Source organism: Leptospirales bacterium (genome assembly GCA_019694655.1).
Lineage (GTDB): Bacteria > Spirochaetota > Leptospiria > Leptospirales > Leptonemataceae > SSF53.
In genome coordinates, this window is record JAIBBN010000005.1 from 158,128 (window position 1) to 175,705 (window position 17,578).

Consider the following 17,578-nt stretch of genomic DNA (forward strand, 5'->3'; position numbering starts at 1 on the left):
CTACGGTCGATCCGCTCAAAGAGCGGCTGCCGCTTCATTCAACAGCGCGGCAGCGCGATCCATTTCATTTTCGTTCATATAGAAGTGCGGCGCGGTGCGCAGGTAGCCGCCGCGCACCGTTACCACAACGCCGCGTTCAGCGGCAGATCGCGCCAGTTCCTCGGCGCGTTCTACACGCCACGATTGAATGGGGCTTTCCGGCGCATCAAAGGCGACGCGGCTAAAGTAGGCTGGATTCAGATTGTCGATCAAACGTTGGCGCAGCTCTCGGTTGCGCCGCGCTGCAGTCTGAACGCCTGTCGGCAGGTGCAATTGTTCGAGGACGGCGTTCAGGGCCGCCGCCTGCGACATGCTGCCGGTACTGTATTCAAAAAATTTTCCATCGCTGTGCGGCCGCCAGCTGTGGTTCAGGTAATCTTCGCCCTGCTCCATTAGATCGGCGCCGGCCATTGTGCAACCGAGTTCGGCGCGCAGTCTGGCGCTGGTATAGAGCAGACCGGTTCCAATAGGTCCCATCAGCCATTTCCAACCGGAGGCGGCCACAGCATCAATGTTCCAGGCTTCGGGACGCACAGGAATGGCCCCCAGGCTCTGGGCGGCGTCGACAATCAACCACGCGCCGTACTCTTTGCATAGCGCGCCGATGGCGGCCAGGTCTGCACAAAAGCCGCTGGCAAACTGGACATGGCTGATGGCCACAGCGCGCACGCCGCCAGCGCCCAGCTCCCGACGCAGATCTTCGATGGCGAAGGCGCGCGGCAACCCGGCCGCAAGTCCGCTGCCGCCATCGACGTCGCGTAGCAGATCCAGTTTTGCGCCGCGCGATTCAATCAAGCGCCACGGATAGTGATTCGAGGGATATTCGTGGACGTAGCTGAGAATTCGATCCCCGCCTTGCAAGCGCAGACCATTGGCAATCATCGAAAGCCCTTCGGCCGTGTTGCGCAAAAAGGAAAGATTGGCGCTGTCCGTCTCAAGCAGCGCCGCTGCGCTGCGATGAAAGGCGGCGATCGGATCGCCCAGACGACGAAAGACCTCCGCGCCGTAGCGCATGTGCGTTTCATCCCACTGCTGCGCCGCCTGCATGGCGCCCGGAAAAAGCGGGGCTATGCCGCAATGGTTCAGGTAGATTCTTTCCTCTTGAATGGGCAGCCTGGCGGCGCCCGTTTCAGTGGATGACAGGTTCAAGGGTCACCTCGGCTGGCGGAAGCGCCAGTCGCGACCATTGCGGCGAGTAGCCATGCACGCGTCGCGTAGCTTTGCCGGCGTCATCGACCAGCGGAAGTCCGGCGGCGGCCCAGGCAAAGAGTCCGCCCTGCAGGTTCAGGGCAACGATGTTAGCATTGGTCGGCAGGTAGGCCTTGATTTGGCCGGCGAGGCGAGCGGACCGGGCGCCCGCTGCACAGTAGACGACAACGCTTCGCCGCAGCGTGTCCGGCGCCCCAATAAAGCGACGCAGCTCGGCAATCGATGCCGCCGCGGCCTCGGGATCGACGGCGATGGCGCCCGCAAGCCGCGAGACGCTCTGTTCCTGCACCGTCCGTGCATCGAGCAGCAGCACCCGATCAGGAGCTGCCGCCAGCAGACTTGCCAATTCTACTGGCGATATCTCGTCCACGCCGGCGGCTGCGGCTGAGCGCCGGGACAGCAGATGAAGCTCCTCCTGGGCCATGGAATGACTGTTGCAGCTCAACAGGCCAAAAAGCGCTACAAGGAGCGGCCAGAATCGAGCCCTGCCCAACAATTTCATGCCCTTTGGTCCCGGGGATTGCCAGAAAAAGCGATTGTCACAGGATTTCATGACGGGGAAACCGACTATTTTCTCACAGGTTTCGAACTTTTTTTTACAAAGTTGCGTCGCCCCGGCCAATGCCGCCGCCCCGGACAGGAACATGACCCTCAGCGCCAAACTTCGAATCGCCATCCTGGTAGCCGCCCTTGTTGGCCTGCCATACCTCTCCCCTGGCGCAATTCTGGCCAATGCTCGCGACGGCAGCGATCCGGAGAGCTTCGGCCAACCCAATCTGCTGAAGGTCTACGTGGATAACGGCTCGATCCAGAGCTATCGCGGACGCCTGGGGCAGTGGATTGCTCCTGGCGGAGAGGCGCTTTCGGCCATCGCCCGGCGCTACGGCGTCAGCGTAGACGAGATCCGCGAGGTCAACGGCGGGAATCTAAGCGGCCCGCTGGTCTTTGCACCAATGAGCCTGGAAATGTATGACCGCCTGGTTTCCGAGGGCCGCGGACGTCGCGAAGTCGAAATCGATCGGCGCAAGTTTCTGTGGCCGGTGGAAGAGCCGCACTACACCTCGCGCTACGGAAACCGTCGCGGCGGCATGCATACCGGTCTGGACATGGGCTGCGCGCCAAACACCGTTGTCGTGGCGGCGGCGGACGGAGTGGTCGTCGACAGCGGCTGGTACGGCGCTCTTGGCCAGGCCATTGCCATTCAGCACGATAACGATCTGGTTACCTGGTATGGGCACAACAACCGTTTGCTGGCAAGGGTCGGCGAGCGCGTCAAGCGCGGGCAGGCGATTGCACTCTCCGGCAGTACCGGCCGCTCCACCGGTCCGCACGTGCACTTTGAAGTCCGTTTCCTGGGCGTGGCCATGAACCCGGAGGACTTCCTGCAATTTGGGTTCACGCAGCCTGCTCTGGTGCTGCGCGAGGAATCGCCGTTGGACAACGAAGTGGAAGGCGCAGCGGACGCCGGCGGCGCCGCCAGCGAATCGCGACTGGGCAATTGATTCAGACGTCGATGTTGACTGGCCGCTGGGCCCCCGAGGTGCGCGAAGCGCTGCTGCAGCGACTGCAGGGCCCCCCCGGGCTGGCCGCCTTTGACTTCGACAACACCTTGATTCACAATGATCTGGGCGAAGCCTGTATGTACTACATACTTTTCCAGGGTCTCGTCGCCGGCGACCGCGAAGAGTTCTGGAAAATATTTCAATCGCCAGCATCGGTTGAACACGCTGACGTTGCCGCTGCACAAAGCGCCTGGGCGCTAATCCGCGATAGCTTTGCCGAAGATACCGACGCGCTGCTTTCCTTTGCCGCTCTCTGTTTGCAATTGTACGATCGGATTTACCACAGCGAAGGAATGGCCGCGGCCTATCGTTGGTCGCGTATTTTCTTCAGCTTCATGCCGGTCGAGGAATTGCAGCGCATTGCTCGCTATGTCTTTGAGAGTGAATGTATGCGCGAGCTGAATCAGGCGCGCATCGGCCCGGAGCTCAGGATTCCGCAGGGTCTGCGCGTAATCGAAGAACTGCGCGCGCTGATTGCAGTGTTGCTGGAAAAAAAATGGCAGGTGCGCGTGGTCACTGCTTCGCCGGAGCTGGTAATCAGCGCGGTGGTTGAGGACTGGGGTCTTCGCGCCGCTGATGTTCTGGGGATGCGGCTTTACGAGAGCGCGGGCGAGCTGCGTCCAGAAATTCTGGAGCCCTATCCCATCCAGCAGGGCAAGGTTGAGTGCTTGCTGGAAAAGGCCGGAGCGACGCCTGATCTGGCCGTCGGCGATTCGCGCGGCGATGCCGAAATGCTGGAGGCGGCGGGCCTGGCTATTTTGATTGATCGGGAGATTCCCGACCTCCGCCAGCGCCTGCAGACGCATGGAGCGTTGCTGCAGCCGCGATTCATACAGCCGGTCTAACGGACGCCGCGTCGGAAAAAGTGTTTACAGGTCGCGGTACGCCCGCCGCGCTTCGGCAGAATGCGCTCTGTGCGGCGCGCGGCGGCCAAAGCCCTGCGCCCAACAAGCGAGGTGCGATGAGCCCGCCGGCAAGCAAGAACAGCGCTCTGGCGCCTGCCAGAATTGCGACGGAGGACGTCCCGCTTGCCGCCTTGCCTGCGGCAACACAGACCGCGGTGGAAGCCACGGCGGCTAATCAGCAGCCGGTCTCCCGGAGCTGGCGTTTCCTGGCCGTCGCGCCTGATGCTGTCGATCTTGCCGCAATTCTGGAGATCGTCTACACTGCTTACCTGATGCGCCAGCGACAGGCGCAGTGTCATACAGCAGCGCTGGTTCATCCGCAGAACGTCGAATTGTTGCAAAGCTTTGCTCTGTTTGACGAAGTGGAGGCGATTGATGAAGAGCGTGCAGGAGCGCAGATCCGCGCTTATCGTCCGCAGGCGATCTATCTGCCCGATCGCAATCTTCGCTTGCATCTTGCATCGGCATTCAGCGGCGCTCGTTTGCGCATTGGCGGTTCGCGCAGTCGTCTGCTTTCGGCCTTCTTGCGCACCCATCGCCTGCACCTGAGCTCAGACCTGGAGAAATTGCAACGCCGCGGTCTGGATCTTTTTCCAGAACTTGTTGATCTTCGTCTGCAATTGCCGCAGGCGGCGGCGCCTTCGGCGCAGATCTGGATTTCGATTTTTGAGGAACACGACCTTACCGGCGCGTGGCCAGCAGGACATGCGGCGCGACTGGCGCGCATGTGCGCCACTCTTGGCTTGAAGGCTGTATTCCCGGCGCCAACACTGCCGCAGGAGGCCAGCGATGAGGTGCGCATGAAGCGCGCTCAGGATCTGGCCTACTTACGCAGCCGCTGTCCAGAAGCGGAAATCATCGATGCTGCACGACCCATGGATCGTGCGCTGGGCATTGCCAATGCGGCCCTTGTTGTCTGCGCGGCCGGGCCGGAAAGCGTCCTGGCGGCGATGCTTGGACGGCCGGTGGTCATACTGCACGACATGAAGTCGCACCGCGATCATCCCGGCCTGGTGCGGCCGGCCGGTCTGCACAGCAACTCAGCGCCCGAGGAACGGCCAGAATTTTTGCAGAAGGATGGCCGCAGCTTCTTTGAGCGCGCCTTGCAGCGTCTCTCTTCGGAGAACTCGCCGCTCAGCTCTTATCTGATTCGCCTTTCGCACTCCTTTGAACGACACGTGGCGCCCACCGTAGAGGAGTGTATCAACGCCTGCCAGTCCTGCGGCTATCACAGCTGCGTGGAATATATTTCTCCGGAACGCGTTTTTGAGCAGATCAAGAAGACGACCCTGCCATTCTGAGTCATGACGCTGCGCGGCGAGGGCCTGGTCAAGAGCGTCGTCGCCGAGGGCGGCGAAGATGATCGCGCGCTGCGGCCGCCGCGGCTGGCAGATTTCATCGGCCAGAGCGACCTGAAAGAAAAACTGTCGGTGGCCATGATCGCGGCGCGCACCCGCGGCGAGGTTCTGGATCATACCTTGTTCAGCGGTCCGCCTGGTCTTGGCAAAACCACGCTGGCGGCGATAGTGGCGGCGGAAATGGGCGGGCGTCTGCAAAGCACCACGGCGCCGGCGATTACGCGCCCCGGCGATCTGGCGCGATTGCTGACGCTGCTGGAGAAGGGCGATATCCTTTTTCTGGATGAGATACATCGACTCAGTCCGGTCTGTGAAGAAATCCTCTACCAGGCAATGGAGGATCGGGCTATCGACTTTATCCTGGGCGAGGGCGCGGCCGCCCAGAGCGTCAAACTGAAGCTGCAGCCCTTCACCCTGATTGGCGCCACAACGCGCGCCGGCTTGCTTTCCTCGCCGCTCAAGACGCGCTTTGGGCTGGAACTGCGCCTCGACTTCTACGCTGCGGAGGATCTGGCCCGGATTGTTCAGCGCAGCGCCGCCATCCTGCGAATGAAGCTGAGCGAGGGGGCGGCTCTGGCCCTGGCGGCTCGAGCGCGGATGACTCCGCGGGTGGCCAATCGGCTGCTGCGCCGCTTGCGCGACTATGCTACAGTGGAAGCGCAGGAACTCATCGATACTCAGTTTGCAGCGGCGCGCCTCGATGCCCTGGGGATTGATGAATTGGGACTGGTCGAACTGGACCGTCGACTGCTATCCTTGTTGATAGGTCGCTATCGCGGCGGGCCGGTTGGTCTGCGCACCCTGGCAGCGCTGGTCGACGAGGAGGAACGTACGCTGGAAGAGGACCACGAGCCCTATATGCTGCGCCTGGGATTGATGGAAAAAACGCCACAAGGTCGCGTGGCCACGAGGATGGCCTATCAGCATCTTGGCATTGCGGCCCAGAACGCCGCAGCGGAGGGCGATGAACGTCTTCCCTTCTGATTGGTTCCGGCGTCCCAGCAGCGATCGACGTCTTCATCCCGGCGACGATGACCGTCGACTGACGGCGGCAGCGGCGCCGGTATTGTTTCTGATCTGTCTTTTCCTGGCGCATGTCTACGCCGAAGAGAACCTTTCCTTTCTGTCGGCCTTCACGCCGGAGCTTGCCCGTCAGCTGCAGCAGGAGCGCCAGAATCAAATTTATCCGGTGCTGGTGGAACAGGCCTATCGTCCGCCGGTTGAAAGCCAGCAGATTCGCGCCCTCTCCGACGTCAGCGCGCAAGGAACAGGCGGAATCACAGCGCTGGCCGGCTTTCACACCCTCTCTCGATTTGACGAGCTGACGCAACCGCAAGCTGGAGGCAGCAGCGGCGCCATCGGCGGCGCCAGTCAGCAAGAACCAGGCGAATCAGAAGCGGCGTTGACCAGCGCCAATCAGGGTTCGGGTCGTAACGCGCCCGGACCGCAGCCCCAGGAGTTGCGCATCCCGGCAAACTATCGCTTCCGTCAGGATTTCCTGATGCGCTTTGACGGCAGCTCGCTGCTCTCCATTCCGCGGCAGGAACTGGCCGGCTTTCGCTACTTTCAGGATATGCTGCGACAGATTCGCGAAAATTTTTCGCCGCCGGGGCAGAACTACATCTACTATGATCGCGCCGGATATGTATTGAATCAGCCGATCAAACCGCAGGTCGTTGCCGTGCAGTTCCGCATGGACTCCCAGGGTAATGTCACCGATGTGCGCGTACTTTCCAGTTTGCATCAAGTGCGCGTGGATCAGGCCTGTATCGACAGTCTGCGCGGCAGAAATTTTGGACCGCCGCCGCCGGAGGTGCTGCGTTACGGCGACATTTTTGGCATCAACTTTGTCTTTCCGCCGCCCAACTTGCGCTGATGCAGCCGCTGTTATTTGACGCACCGCCCCCGCTGGCCGACCTCCTGCGGCTGATTGCGGAATCCGAAAGCTTGCTACTGAAGTTTCTTTCGGCCAATGACCTTGGACTGACTGGATCGCATCAGGACGGCATCTATCTGCCGCGCGAAAGCTGGCCGCTTTTTTTTGAACAGCCGGGCGCTGCCGGAGAAAACCAGGAGCGTGTGGCCAGCATTGAATGGGGCCCGGAGCTGAGCACGCCCAGCGCATTCAAATGGTACGGACAGAGTAAGAAGGAATACCGGCTGACGCGCATCACTCCAGTTTTTCGCGGCCAGGAAGAACGTTACCTCGGCGCGTTGTTGCTGCTGGCGGACCATCCAAGGCGCGGCCTGCAGGCGCGTCTGCTTGACCAGGATGAGCAGATAGAGGCGGCGCTGCAGTTCCTGGGCATTACGCCAGAGGATACCGGCAGACTCTTTCGCTTTGATCTCGACGAACGCCTGCGGCCCTGGGGCGAAGAGTATGCAGCACAACTGGCCGGCGCCTTTCCGGAGACCAATGAAATATCGCGGCGCGCCCAGCAGGTTTACCAGCGGCTGCACGGCGAAGCCCGGCATAGCGCCGACGAAATGTTGCTCTGGCTGGTGCGCATCGAATACGCTCTGTTTCAGTGCGTAGAACGCTCGGCCTACGCGCCCTATTTGCAGCGCGGCTTTCGCAATCTGGAGGAGTTGTTGGCGGCCACATCCGAAATCAACAATCGTCGCAAGAGCAGAGCCGGTCGCTCGCTGGAAAATCATCTGCACTTTATTTTCCAGGGACGGCATCTGCGCTACAGCGTGGAGGCAAGCACCGAACAGTCCAATCGGCCGGACTTCATCTTCCCTGGCCAGGAGCAGTACAACAATCCGGAATTTCCGGCGGCGCGCTTGCTTGTACTGGCCGCCAAGACCACCTGCAAGGACCGCTGGCGCCAGGTGCTGGAGGAAGCCAAGCGCGTCGCGACCAAACACCTGTGTACCTTGCAACAGGGTCTGAGCAGCGCACAGCTGGAGCAGATGTCTGCGGCGGGAGTGCAGCTGGTATCGCCGCAGCCTTACCACCGCTTTTTCAAAGAAGAAGACCGCGATCGTCTGATGACTCTGGAAGCGTTTGTCGAGCTGGCTCTCGATCGCAACGGCCGGCGCGAAGATTTGTTTCAAAGTCCATAGTACTTGCGGATGGCATGGTCCGGTCCGCGGGTGCGCGCCGCCGCCAGGTATTCGCTGGAAATGGGAACGCCCAGTGTCCAGTGCACAAGGTAGCGCTCGTCAACAATCAGCTCCGCCGGCCGCCGCACAGCAAGCAAGTCGAAGTCATCGGTGAAAGCAAAGTCAGCCTCGCCGCTGCGCATGCCCGACTCAAAAGTATGACCCGGTCCAATCCAGGTATCGCCTATCCAGGGATATACCGCCATGCGACCGACCAGGCCAGGCGTACTGCTGAAGGGCAGACGCACCGGGCAAATCAACTCGCTGCGCAGATAGCGTTCTACATCATGCGTCTGCCGCTCTACTCCCGGCATATGCTGGTAGGACATGCCAACCGTAGCATAGATTGCGCCGTCCTCCAGATACGCAAATTCGGCAATGCCGATCGGCGGATAGCGCCTGTCCTGTAAAGCGTAGTAAGCGCGGTGTTTGCCATAGACTGTTTCGTAGTTGGCAAGCAATCGATCGCGGTACGCAGCCCAGTGCTCGGGCTTGCTGCGCTCCGTCCAGAAGCGCAGATTTTCTTCAAGGCGCTCAAAGAAGGATGAGTCTCCGGGCGGAAAGGGCAGGGTTCCGGCATCGGCAATAAGGCAGTCGCGGGCGTAGCCCTGGAGACCGTCGGCGCCGGACCACGGCGGCAAGATTGCCAGAGGCTCGCCTTGAAAGTAGAGCGAAACGCCGCTGCCCTCCTGGAACCAGACCAGATCGCAGTCTTCGCCGCGCAGTCCATCGCGTCCCTCGGGATGATTGACGGCATCGCTGCGCAGCAACGGGGCGCGACCCTCGCGCATGGCGGCGCTGTCCGTCTCTGCCGGGCCCGGCAATAGATTGCGCACCCAGACGGCGCGCGTCTGTCCCGGATAGTCGTCGACCGGACTCAAATAGAGGTAAATGGAGCGCCCATCATCTTCGAGCGTCGCTGCTCGCGTCCCGTAGGGGCTCAGCTCCTCCAGCAATAGGGTCGGCTCGGCCACCCGGTCAGAGATCTGGAGCAACGCGGCCTGTAAAGCGCGCTGCGGGCGACTGTGCCAGAATGGTTCGACTGTGCGACGGGCGACCTCCCACTGGCGCCATGGCCGCCGAATCCCGCCCAGATGTGCTGTTAATCAATCAAAGTCTGATTCAGGCGACGCTGCAGCGCGCCCAGCAGGCGCCCCGACGGCGGACCAACTTCAATTTCCATCAGGCGATGGAAGAAAATCCGCACCGTTTTCTCAATGTGATGCTGCGCGGAACCTACATTACTCCGCACCGCCATTTGCGTCCGCCGAAAACGGAATCCTTTCTGATTCTATCTGGAACGGCGGCTTTTTTTATTTTCGATGATCAGGGAGCAGTCAGCGCCGCACATCAGCTTGGTTCGACCGCTTCGTGTACGGCAATTGGCATCGATATTCAACCCGGCGTCTGGCATTGCCTGGTTGTGCTGAGCGAGACGGCGGTTTGCTTTGAGGTAAAGCCCGGACCCTACCGCGCCAGTGACGATAAAGAATTTGCGCCGTGGGCGCCAGAGGAGGGAAGCGCAGATTGTGAAAGCTATTTGAACAGGCTGTTGGCGGACGCTGGCTTCTCCTACGGCGCCGCCGGCTGATTCAGACCGGCACCCGTTCGCCCTCGCTGACGCGCAGGATGCGGTTAGAAGCGTCAACATGAACCACGCGCGGCTCGTAGTTTGGCGGCACATCTTCCGGCTTGAAAAAGCCGTAGGTGATGATGATAATCAAATCGCCGGCATGTCCCAGTCGGGCGGCGGCGCCGTTCAAACAGATCACGCCGCTGCCGCGTTCGCCGCGAATCGTATAGGTCTCAAGGCGCGCGCCATTGTTTACGTTCACCACGTGTACGTGCTCGTAGGGCAAGATGCCGGCCGCTTCCAGCAGGTCTTCATCCACCGTCAGGCTGCCCGGGTAATGCAGCTCTGCTTGCGTGATGGTAGCTCGATGGATCTTGGCTTTGCAGAGGGAAATGAACATCGCGCCTCTCCGGCTACTCCGGCGAGGAAAAGCCCCGCCTGATATTATGACTCGCAACGGCCCGGATGGTTTACAATAACTGGCAAAGCGGAGCTTCTGTCAAGTCTGCGACGCCGGAATTGGCGGCGCCCGACGTCGCTTTTCCAGGCGTCGAGCCAGGAATTCCGGTCGCGATCCTCCGCCAGAGCGGTTCAACCGCCAGCTTCGGCCAGTCGTTGCCGTTTGGAGACGTAAGCATCGTTGAAGGGCAGCTCGAGGCGCGCCACGGTACGGTCAGGAAGCGTAAAGATACGGAAGAGTGCGGGGTCGATGTTCGCCCCCTTCAGCAGAATGATAATCAGTGCAATGCCAAGACCGGCGCCCTCGGTATTGTCCATGTTGTCCATGTAGAACTCGGCAATATCGTTATAGCCCATGCCCTTGCGCATCTTTTCGCGCAAACGCTGCTCCTCGAAGGGTAGAATCGGGGTGTTGTTGACGACCTCCACGCACATGCCGCTGTCATCGTAGTTGATCAGCACCAGCACGTAGACGCCGCGCTCGACGGCCAGACGTCCAAAGCGCTCGTTCATTGCCTCGGAGAACTCGTTGCGGAAGCGGTGTAAGCCCTGGGCGTAGTCGTCCGGGGAGCGAATATCGAGGCCAACCTCTTCAAAGAAAAGCCGCTTCTGGTTGGCTTTGACGCCGTTGATGGCCAGCTCCTTTATGATGGTGTAGGCCATATCGATCAAATCGGCGCGCCCGCACTTCTCCAGCACCAGGCGCAGGGTCTGCAGCACATAGCGCTCGGTGATCTGATTTACGCGCGTCGCCTGCAGGGCCACCTCGTCGGAGGCCTCCACCTTCAGCCGGATATTCTGTTCAAGATCAAAGAAGCTGCGTCCCATGGCTCACCGGAAAAAACTTGCCGCGCGTCAGGAAGGCCTGCTCACTTGCGGCGTAGCTGTATACCTTTAATCATCGGCCAGAATCCTCGCTCTATGCTCACCGAAACAGCCCCAAAATCAGCCGCCCGCGAGGCATTGCTCTATCTGGCGGATGCCTATCCGCCTCCGCCCAGCAATGGCCGCCTCTGTTTGCCCCTGGACGATGCCATGGCTGGCGCTCTGGACAGCGACCAGGGCATGTTTCTGGCGGTGGCGGTGCTCAGCGAGAGCGCCTTCCAGCAACGCGCCGAACAGCTCTGGGACTGGATTCGCAGCCGACCGGAGGTGGATCTCAAACTGATCCTGCTCTGTCAAGCGCCTCGCTCGCGCGCTGACTTTGCGCCGCTGCCGGAAGAATATGTGCAGCTGGCCGCTCCGCCCGGGCTGCCGCGTGAAACCATCGACATGCTGGTGGAGAACAGCTTTGCGGCGCTGCGCACGCGCTATGAAAAGCTGCAGCTGCAATCGCGCCTGGCGCTCTCCTCTCAGGAGATGCGTCGTCTGACCGATGTCGGTCAGGCGCTGAGTACCGAGCGCGATTTCGATCGATTGATCGATTTGATCCTGCATCATGCCCGTCAACTGGCTTCGGCCGATGGCGGCTCCATCTACATTGTCGAGCGCGGCAAGCCCGGATCAAAGGCAACGCATTTGCGGTTCAAGAAAAGCGCACTGGCGCTGAATGCAAACGAGTTCCTGCTGCCCATCGACTCCAATTCAATCGCAGGTCACGTTGCCCTGAGCGGGCAGCCGCTGATGATCGCCGACGTCTATGAGCTGACTGGCGCCGAAGGCTTTCATTTCAACGTGGAGTTTGATCGGACGCACAACTACCGAACGCGTTCGATGATGGTGATCCCAATGAAGGATCATCATGGCAATCCGATTGGCGTAATCCAGCTGATCAATCGCAAACGAAAAAATATTCCGCGGCCGCTGACCATCGAAGAATTGAACAGCGATCTGGTGGTTCCCTTTGATGATCGCAGCGTGGAGCTGGTACAGTCGCTGGCCGGGCAGGCCGCGGTGGCGGTGCTGAATAACATCCTGATTCAGGATATCAACAATCTCTTCGAAGGCTTTGTAACGGCGGCCGTTACGGCCATTGAGCAGCGCGATCCGACGACCTCCGGTCACAGCTTCCGTGTTGCGGAGTTTACCACCGGTCTGGCGCGAGCCGTGGACCGTCTGAGTGATGGCGAATTTTCGGCGATCAAGTTTTCTCTGGAGCAAATCCGCGAGATACGATACGCTTCGCTGCTGCACGACTTTGGCAAGGTGGGCGTGCGCGAAAAGGTGCTGGTCAAGTCCAAGAAACTCTACGACCACGAACTGCAACTGATTGAGACGCGCTTCCAGAGCATCGAACAAATGGTGGAAAAGCACTATCTGCAACGCAAATTGAAGTATTTGAAGGCCAACGGCGCCGGCGCTTTTGGCGAGTATGAAATGTATCTGGACAGCGAGATGGGCGAGCGCATGGAGGAGTTGCGCGAGATGCTCTCCGCCATTCGCGCTGCCAATGAGCCGTCCGTGGTTGCGAGCAGCAATTTTGAGCGGCTGGAAGAGATAGCTCGCAAGCGCATCCGCATTCCCGGCGGACAGCAGATGAGCTTCCTGGAAGAGAATGAACTGCTCAGTCTTTCGGTGCGCCGCGGAAATCTTGATCAGCGCGAGCGCATGGAAATCGAATCGCACGTATCGCATACCTATCGTTTCCTGATTCAAATTCCGTGGACCACGGACCTGGCGCACGTGCCGGATATTGCTCACGGCCACCACGAGAAGCTGGACGGCACCGGCTATCCAATGGGCTTGCGCGGCGACGAGATTGCCCTGCAAACGCGCATGATGACCATTTCGGACATCTACGATGCGCTCACTGCGCCAGACCGACCCTATAAAAAATCGCTCTCGGCGGAGCGCGCTCTGGATATCCTGCAGCTGGAAGCAAAGGAGCACCATGTCGATCACCGACTGTTGAAGGTGTTTATCGAGGCTGGCGTGTTTCGCGCCGCCAGCGAAAAGCAAGACTGGCCTTGAAGCAGCGAGGCGGCGCAGAAGAATCGAATTCGCTGCAGCTGGAACAGCTGCACCGTCAGCGCTACGGCCAGATTCTGGCCTTTGTGCTGCGGCGCATTGGCTTTCGTCATTTGCAAATCGGCGAGGAGGCCGTGTAGAGCGCATTCGAGCGCGCCTTGCTTCAATGGCCACAGCGCGGCCGGCCGGAGAATCCCGCAGGCTGGCTTTGTATTGTCGCGCGCAATGCGGCCGTCGATCTGTTGCGAGCGCAGGCGCGCCATCGCGGTCGCGAGCCAGCGCCGACCGATGCTGAAATCAAAATTGAATTCAATGACGACGATGCATCCGATCTAAATGATCAGGCGCAAATTCTTTTGCTCTGCTGCAATCCCCGACTCAGCGCTAGCGCGCAAATCGCTTTGGCCTTGAAAGCGCTGGGCGGCTTCAAAGTTGGCGAAATCAGTCGTTTGCTCTATATGACCCCGGAGTCGGCCAAGCGTATGTTGAGTCGAGCGCGGCGTCTGGCGGCAAAGGACCCGACGCTGCTGCGCAGGGCGGATGGCGCCTCAGACGATCGACGCTACGATACAGCCTTGCAAACCATCTACGCGCTCTTTACCGAGGGCTATGCCGCCAGCGCGGGCGAAGCGCAGCTGCGATCGGAACTGGCGCTCGAGGCGATTCGACTGGCGGACCTGCTATTGGCCAGCGCTCGCTTGCCAGGCGCACACCGCGGCAACCTGCAAGCTCTGCTGGCCCTGATGCTCCTGCAGATGGCCCGCTTTCCGGCGCGCGTATCCGCTTCCGGCGAGCCGGTCCGCCTCCAGGATCAGGATCGCGCGCTTTGGGATCTGTCGATGTTGCGCGCTGGATTTGCGGCCCTGGCCGCCTCCAGCAAGGCTGAGCAGCCCGACGCCTATCATCTGGAAGCGCGCATTGCCGCTGAGCACGCCGCCGCTGGCAAATTTGCCGACACCAACTGGCATAAAATCCTGGAGCTGTACGATCAATTGCTTACAATCAAGGATACGCTTGGCGTTCGTCTGGCGCGGTGCGTGGCTGTGCGCTATGTCCATGGCCCTCAGGCGGCGCTCCTGGCGCTCAGAGAGCTGGCGCCAGATGAGCGCCGTGGCGGTCGCAGCTGGCGCTTTGTTCATGAGGCCCTTCGCGCTGATTTTCTGGCCGCTGCTGGCGAAGCGCGAGGGGCCCGCTCCGCCTGGCAGGCTGCGGCGCGGCATGCGCCGACCAGCGGCGATCAGCGCTTTGTTTCCGCTCGTCTCCAGGCTCTGACCGACCAAAAAAGGAATAACGACTGAAAAAAAATCGGGCGCCCTTGTCCCCGATTGCCCCGGCGCAACGACTGCAGGGCGAGGCGCCGGGAAGTCAGCTACCGCTGATTTGCGGCCCCGGGAGGCAGAATATGAATACCTATATGTTACTCTTACGACAGGAGAAGATCGATTTTGGCGCCTATACGCCGGAAGACTTTCAGCAGATCATGGCCGAATTCGATCGCTGGAACGCAGCGATGATCCAGCGCCAGGAATTGTTGCTCAGCGCCAACCTCAAAGATGGCGAGGGTCGCCTGGTGCGCGCCGGACAGAGCGCGCAGGATGGTCCGTTCACGGAGATTCGCGAGGCGGTTACGGGGATTTTTGTCCTCCGCGCCGTCGACTTTGACGCGGCGGCCAAACTGGCGGCCGCCTGTCCCTTTGTTGCCCGCGGCGGCAGCGTAGAGGTGCGCCTGGTTCCACAGCTGGAGCTCGAAGACGCCTCGTTGCCGGTGCTGCAAGAACAAATGAGCAAGCGTCAGAGCGCATCCAGCAGCGCCACGGCGGAGGGCTGAGGTCATGAATCAAGAACCAAAGCGTCTCATTGCCGCGCGAATTGCGGCCTTGCTGTTCCTGATCTGGGGATTGCTTCATGTAGCTGGCGGTCTGACGATGTTGCTCGCCGCAAATACGAGCGTTGACGCCTACCTTCAATTGCTCAGCGATGGCGCCGAAGCCAGCGGCATCGAAAACGTTGCGATCGGCAAGGTCTTCGCCTTTCATGCCTTCAATCTGCTCTGGATGGGAGCGCTGTGCATCTGGATTGTCTGGCGTTTCAACTGGCGTAACCGGCCAGAGGGATTGTGGCTGAACCTGATGCTCATCGGCCTGGCAGATGCGGGGCTGCTGCTCTTCATGGTTGGCAGCGGCGTGATGCCAATAGCGAATGCCTGGCTAGGTCCGGCGCTCTTGCTGCTGGCGCTTGGCGCAGTTCTTGTTTCTCGATGGCGCAAGGAGCCGGTTGGCGCCTGAGCGCTCGAAGCGGCCTTTGGGCCGCTACCCCTTTCTAAAAACGATTGCGGCAGGCTGCGGTCAGGGCGATCCAGGCGCAGCATGCCTCATCCATTGACTCGCCAACTACTTGAAGCGGCTCGAAATGACATCTACCGCTTCAGTGCGGAGCCTTTTCGACTCGCCTCGGGAATCTTATCCAATCACTATTTCAACTGTAAGCGAATTACCATGCACCCCGGTCGCCTCAGCCTGATGGCGCGAGCGCTGCGCGACGAACTGATTCCGCTTTCGGGCGAAGCTCCGGAGGCGATTGGCGGACTGACCATGGGCGCCGATCCGATCGCCTATGCGCTATCACTGGCTTACCATGATGCCGGCCGCACCTGCTTTCCGCTGATTGTGCGCAAGGAAGCCAAACAGCATGGAACCGGACAGCGTATTGAGGGCGAAGCGGCAAAGGTCAAAAGCGTATTGTTGATTGATGACGTGGTAACAACCGCCGGATCTGCATTGAAAGCGCTGGAGGCTTTTCGACAGGCGGGTCTCTTCGTCCAGCGCGCAATCTGCATTGTGGATCGCGAGGAGGGCGGCCGCGAGGCCTTGCGAATTGCCGGCGTGGAACTCTTTTCGTTGTTCAAAAAGAGCGACTTTATCGCCGGGGCGTAGCCGTCAGCCGCTGCTTGCTGCAAATAGTCAGCGCGTCTTGCCGTCCGATTGCTGTCGGGCAAGCTGCTCCTTGTGTCTGGCTTCAAGCTTGGCGACGTATTCCTCAAAGCGTTTGATCTCGCCGCCGCGCGACGAACTTCCGGAGATCTGTACGGCCAGGATGAGATCGCCGCTTTCGCGCATCTTGTAGGCGCCGCGAATGGTGCCGTAAAGCGTAATCGGCGCCTGTAGCTTGAACAGCAGATCAAAAGTAAATCCATTCTGGCGCTCGAGGTATTCCCTGAGTTCTGGATGGTTGATGATGCACTTCAGACCGCCGCGGGAGAGATTGATCAGTTCCTGGCGTTCCTGAATAAAAACCGTATTCGAGTCGCGAATACGGTCCACAAGCTGGAAGGCCATTTCCCGCAGCTGCAGTACATCATCGGTTGTATAGTGTTTGCTGCGGCTCTGGACCCGAATGTAGCCCAGCGGGATGCTCTGTAAATCGTGAGTAATGTAGATGACGGGAACGATGATTTCGGAGATGATCTTGCCGCGCCGGTATTCCTCCATGGTCTTGCGCAGCGCGTCGTCCAGCGCATCGTGATAATCCAGATAGCCCTCGCCTGGCGCCCTGTAGCTCTCTATCTCGCGCGTGTCCGTCAGCAAGGCGGAGCGTCCGGTCTTGCGCACCTCGTCAAGCAGCGAGCCGCGTCCGCTGAAGACGTCGATCTTTACGAAATCGTGCTGCGCCTTGAGCGTTTGCTCTACGGTAGAGAAATTGACCTTCACCGAGGTGGGGATATTGAAAAGCGTTGCGTCGATGGAATGTTTGGAGGCTCGAAAATTGGTCAGACAGGCTTCGTCCTGTCGGATCAAGAAACGCTGCGAGCTTCGCTCCATGCGCGCTATGGCTGCGGTCTTTAGCTGCATGGTGTAGAGGTTGCCCTGGCCCGTGGGGCCGATGACGACGCCCTGGACATGCATGTAGCGTCCCAGAATACGAAAGAGCGTTAGCTCCTCATCCTTGCCGGGCGTTAGCTGGCCCATATCGACAGAAAGAATATTCAGATCGTTAAAGCCGGCAATCACCACCGGCGCAGGCGGGTCGCCGCCCTTTACATACATGGTGTTGTTGGCCAGGTACTTCTTCAGCAGATGCTGGATCTTCTCCTGGTCGACGATGACCTCAAGATCGCGGACGTTGTTGCGCACTGGCTCCATAGCTTCAGCATCGACGGATCAGCGGCGGCCATGCCAAATGCAATCAAAAGGCCAGTCCTCGGGCCGTCCGGAGAGGGGTCAGCGGCGCCCTCCCGGAACAGTCACGCCGCCGGCCGACATAATTCGCACGATGGCGCCTCATTTCTAAGCAGACTGCTGGAAACATGAGATAGGTTCTGTCACTTTTATTGTGCACCGCGTACAGAGCAGGCGAAAATCGATCGGCCAGACCTTTGCCTGCCTGGCACGGAAACTGCATCCTGAACCATGCATCAGCACAACGGAGGACCTCTATGCTGAAAAAAATCTCAGCGTTCAG

The 17,578-nt window shown here is 60.1% G+C and carries 19 protein-coding genes; 13 read left to right on the forward strand and 6 right to left on the reverse strand.

Going from position 1 to position 17,578, the window contains the following annotated elements; translation table 11 throughout:
- Nucleotides 1-15: 15 nt before the first annotated feature.
- On the reverse strand, nucleotides 16-1,188 hold the full coding sequence (locus K1X75_10295; GenBank protein MBX7058442.1) for an aminotransferase class V-fold PLP-dependent enzyme: 1,173 nt from the start codon (nucleotides 1,186-1,188) through the stop codon (nucleotides 16-18).
- Nucleotides 1,169-1,750 carry a rhodanese-like domain-containing protein gene (locus K1X75_10300; protein ID MBX7058443.1) on the reverse strand — a complete coding sequence of 194 codons (582 nt, stop codon included), beginning with the start codon at nucleotides 1,748-1,750 and terminating at the stop codon, nucleotides 1,169-1,171. The genes K1X75_10295 and K1X75_10300 overlap by 20 nt, the downstream gene beginning before the upstream one ends.
- Before the next feature lie 142 nt (nucleotides 1,751-1,892).
- Between K1X75_10300 and K1X75_10305 the strand changes: the two genes are divergently transcribed.
- From K1X75_10305 to K1X75_10330, 6 genes are read left to right on the forward strand one after another with little or no spacing between them, the layout of a single operon-like run.
- Nucleotides 1,893-2,750 carry a LysM peptidoglycan-binding domain-containing M23 family metallopeptidase gene (locus K1X75_10305; GenBank protein MBX7058444.1) on the forward strand — a complete coding sequence of 286 codons (858 nt, stop codon included), beginning with the start codon at nucleotides 1,893-1,895 and terminating at the stop codon, nucleotides 2,748-2,750.
- Nucleotides 2,751-2,761: 11 nt separating this feature from the next.
- The gene (locus K1X75_10310) at nucleotides 2,762-3,655 is read left to right on the forward strand and encodes a hypothetical protein (GenBank protein MBX7058445.1); all 894 of its coding nucleotides are present in this window, start codon (nucleotides 2,762-2,764) and stop codon (nucleotides 3,653-3,655) included.
- 20 nt (nucleotides 3,656-3,675) lie between these two features.
- A complete protein-coding gene (locus K1X75_10315) occupies nucleotides 3,676-5,016 on the forward strand; it encodes a hypothetical protein (GenBank protein ID MBX7058446.1) in 1,341 nt (446 codons plus the stop codon).
- Between the two features lie 3 nt (nucleotides 5,017-5,019).
- Nucleotides 5,020-6,057 (forward strand): Holliday junction branch migration DNA helicase RuvB, encoded by a 1,038-nt coding sequence (ruvB, locus tag K1X75_10320; GenBank protein ID MBX7058447.1) that lies wholly within the window; start codon nucleotides 5,020-5,022, stop codon nucleotides 6,055-6,057.
- Nucleotides 6,038-6,949 carry an energy transducer TonB gene (locus K1X75_10325; protein ID MBX7058448.1) on the forward strand — a complete coding sequence of 304 codons (912 nt, stop codon included), beginning with the start codon at nucleotides 6,038-6,040 and terminating at the stop codon, nucleotides 6,947-6,949. Before ruvB ends, K1X75_10325 begins: the two co-directional genes overlap by 20 nt.
- The gene (locus tag K1X75_10330) at nucleotides 6,949-8,142 is read left to right on the forward strand and encodes a type II restriction endonuclease (protein ID MBX7058449.1); all 1,194 of its coding nucleotides are present in this window, start codon (nucleotides 6,949-6,951) and stop codon (nucleotides 8,140-8,142) included. The genes K1X75_10325 and K1X75_10330 overlap by 1 nt, the downstream gene beginning before the upstream one ends.
- Here the strand turns inward: K1X75_10330 and K1X75_10335 are convergent.
- A complete protein-coding gene (locus K1X75_10335; GenBank protein MBX7058450.1) occupies nucleotides 8,130-9,155 on the reverse strand; it encodes a suppressor of fused domain protein in 1,026 nt (341 codons plus the stop codon). The genes K1X75_10330 and K1X75_10335 overlap by 13 nt on opposite strands.
- 98 nt (nucleotides 9,156-9,253) lie before the next feature.
- Between K1X75_10335 and K1X75_10340 the strand changes: the two genes are divergently transcribed.
- Entirely contained in the window at nucleotides 9,254-9,772 is a 519-nt protein-coding gene (locus K1X75_10340; protein MBX7058451.1) for a WbuC family cupin fold metalloprotein, read from the forward strand.
- 1 nt (nucleotide 9,773) lies between these two features.
- Here the strand turns inward: K1X75_10340 and K1X75_10345 are convergent, their stop codons facing one another.
- Together K1X75_10345 and K1X75_10350 are read right to left on the reverse strand one after the other, a co-directional pair.
- Nucleotides 9,774-10,154, reverse strand: coding sequence for an aspartate 1-decarboxylase (locus K1X75_10345; GenBank protein MBX7058452.1), 381 nt, complete (start codon nucleotides 10,152-10,154; stop codon nucleotides 9,774-9,776).
- 191 nt (nucleotides 10,155-10,345) lie between these two features.
- Nucleotides 10,346-11,041: a histidine kinase gene (locus K1X75_10350; GenBank protein ID MBX7058453.1), complete on the reverse strand. Its 696-nt coding sequence runs from the start codon at nucleotides 11,039-11,041 to the stop codon at nucleotides 10,346-10,348.
- Between the two features lie 93 nt (nucleotides 11,042-11,134).
- On the opposite strand from K1X75_10350, the gene K1X75_10355 reads away from it, so the two are divergent.
- From K1X75_10355 to pyrE, 6 genes are all read left to right on the forward strand, one after another.
- Nucleotides 11,135-13,123, forward strand: a complete 1,989-nt coding sequence (locus K1X75_10355) for a GAF domain-containing protein (GenBank protein ID MBX7058454.1) — start codon at nucleotides 11,135-11,137, stop codon at nucleotides 13,121-13,123.
- Entirely contained in the window at nucleotides 13,120-13,260 is a 141-nt protein-coding gene (locus K1X75_10360; protein MBX7058455.1) for a hypothetical protein, read from the forward strand. Before K1X75_10355 ends, K1X75_10360 begins: the two co-directional genes overlap by 4 nt.
- An 18-nt stretch (nucleotides 13,261-13,278) precedes the next feature.
- On the forward strand, nucleotides 13,279-14,418 hold the full coding sequence (locus K1X75_10365; GenBank protein MBX7058456.1) for a hypothetical protein: 1,140 nt from the start codon (nucleotides 13,279-13,281) through the stop codon (nucleotides 14,416-14,418).
- Between the two features lie 104 nt (nucleotides 14,419-14,522).
- A complete protein-coding gene (locus K1X75_10370) occupies nucleotides 14,523-14,948 on the forward strand; it encodes a YciI family protein (protein ID MBX7058457.1) in 426 nt (141 codons plus the stop codon).
- 4 nt (nucleotides 14,949-14,952) lie between these two features.
- Nucleotides 14,953-15,405, forward strand: coding sequence for a hypothetical protein (locus K1X75_10375; protein MBX7058458.1), 453 nt, complete (start codon nucleotides 14,953-14,955; stop codon nucleotides 15,403-15,405).
- An 81-nt stretch (nucleotides 15,406-15,486) separates the two neighbouring features.
- The gene (gene pyrE / locus K1X75_10380; protein MBX7058459.1) at nucleotides 15,487-16,053 is read left to right on the forward strand and encodes an orotate phosphoribosyltransferase; all 567 of its coding nucleotides are present in this window, start codon (nucleotides 15,487-15,489) and stop codon (nucleotides 16,051-16,053) included.
- Nucleotides 16,054-16,080: 27 nt separating this feature from the next.
- Here pyrE and K1X75_10385 read toward each other — a convergent pair whose 3' ends face one another.
- Nucleotides 16,081-17,259 carry a DUF1577 domain-containing protein gene (locus tag K1X75_10385; GenBank protein MBX7058460.1) on the reverse strand — a complete coding sequence of 393 codons (1,179 nt, stop codon included), beginning with the start codon at nucleotides 17,257-17,259 and terminating at the stop codon, nucleotides 16,081-16,083.
- Nucleotides 17,260-17,578: the final 319 nt, after the last annotated feature.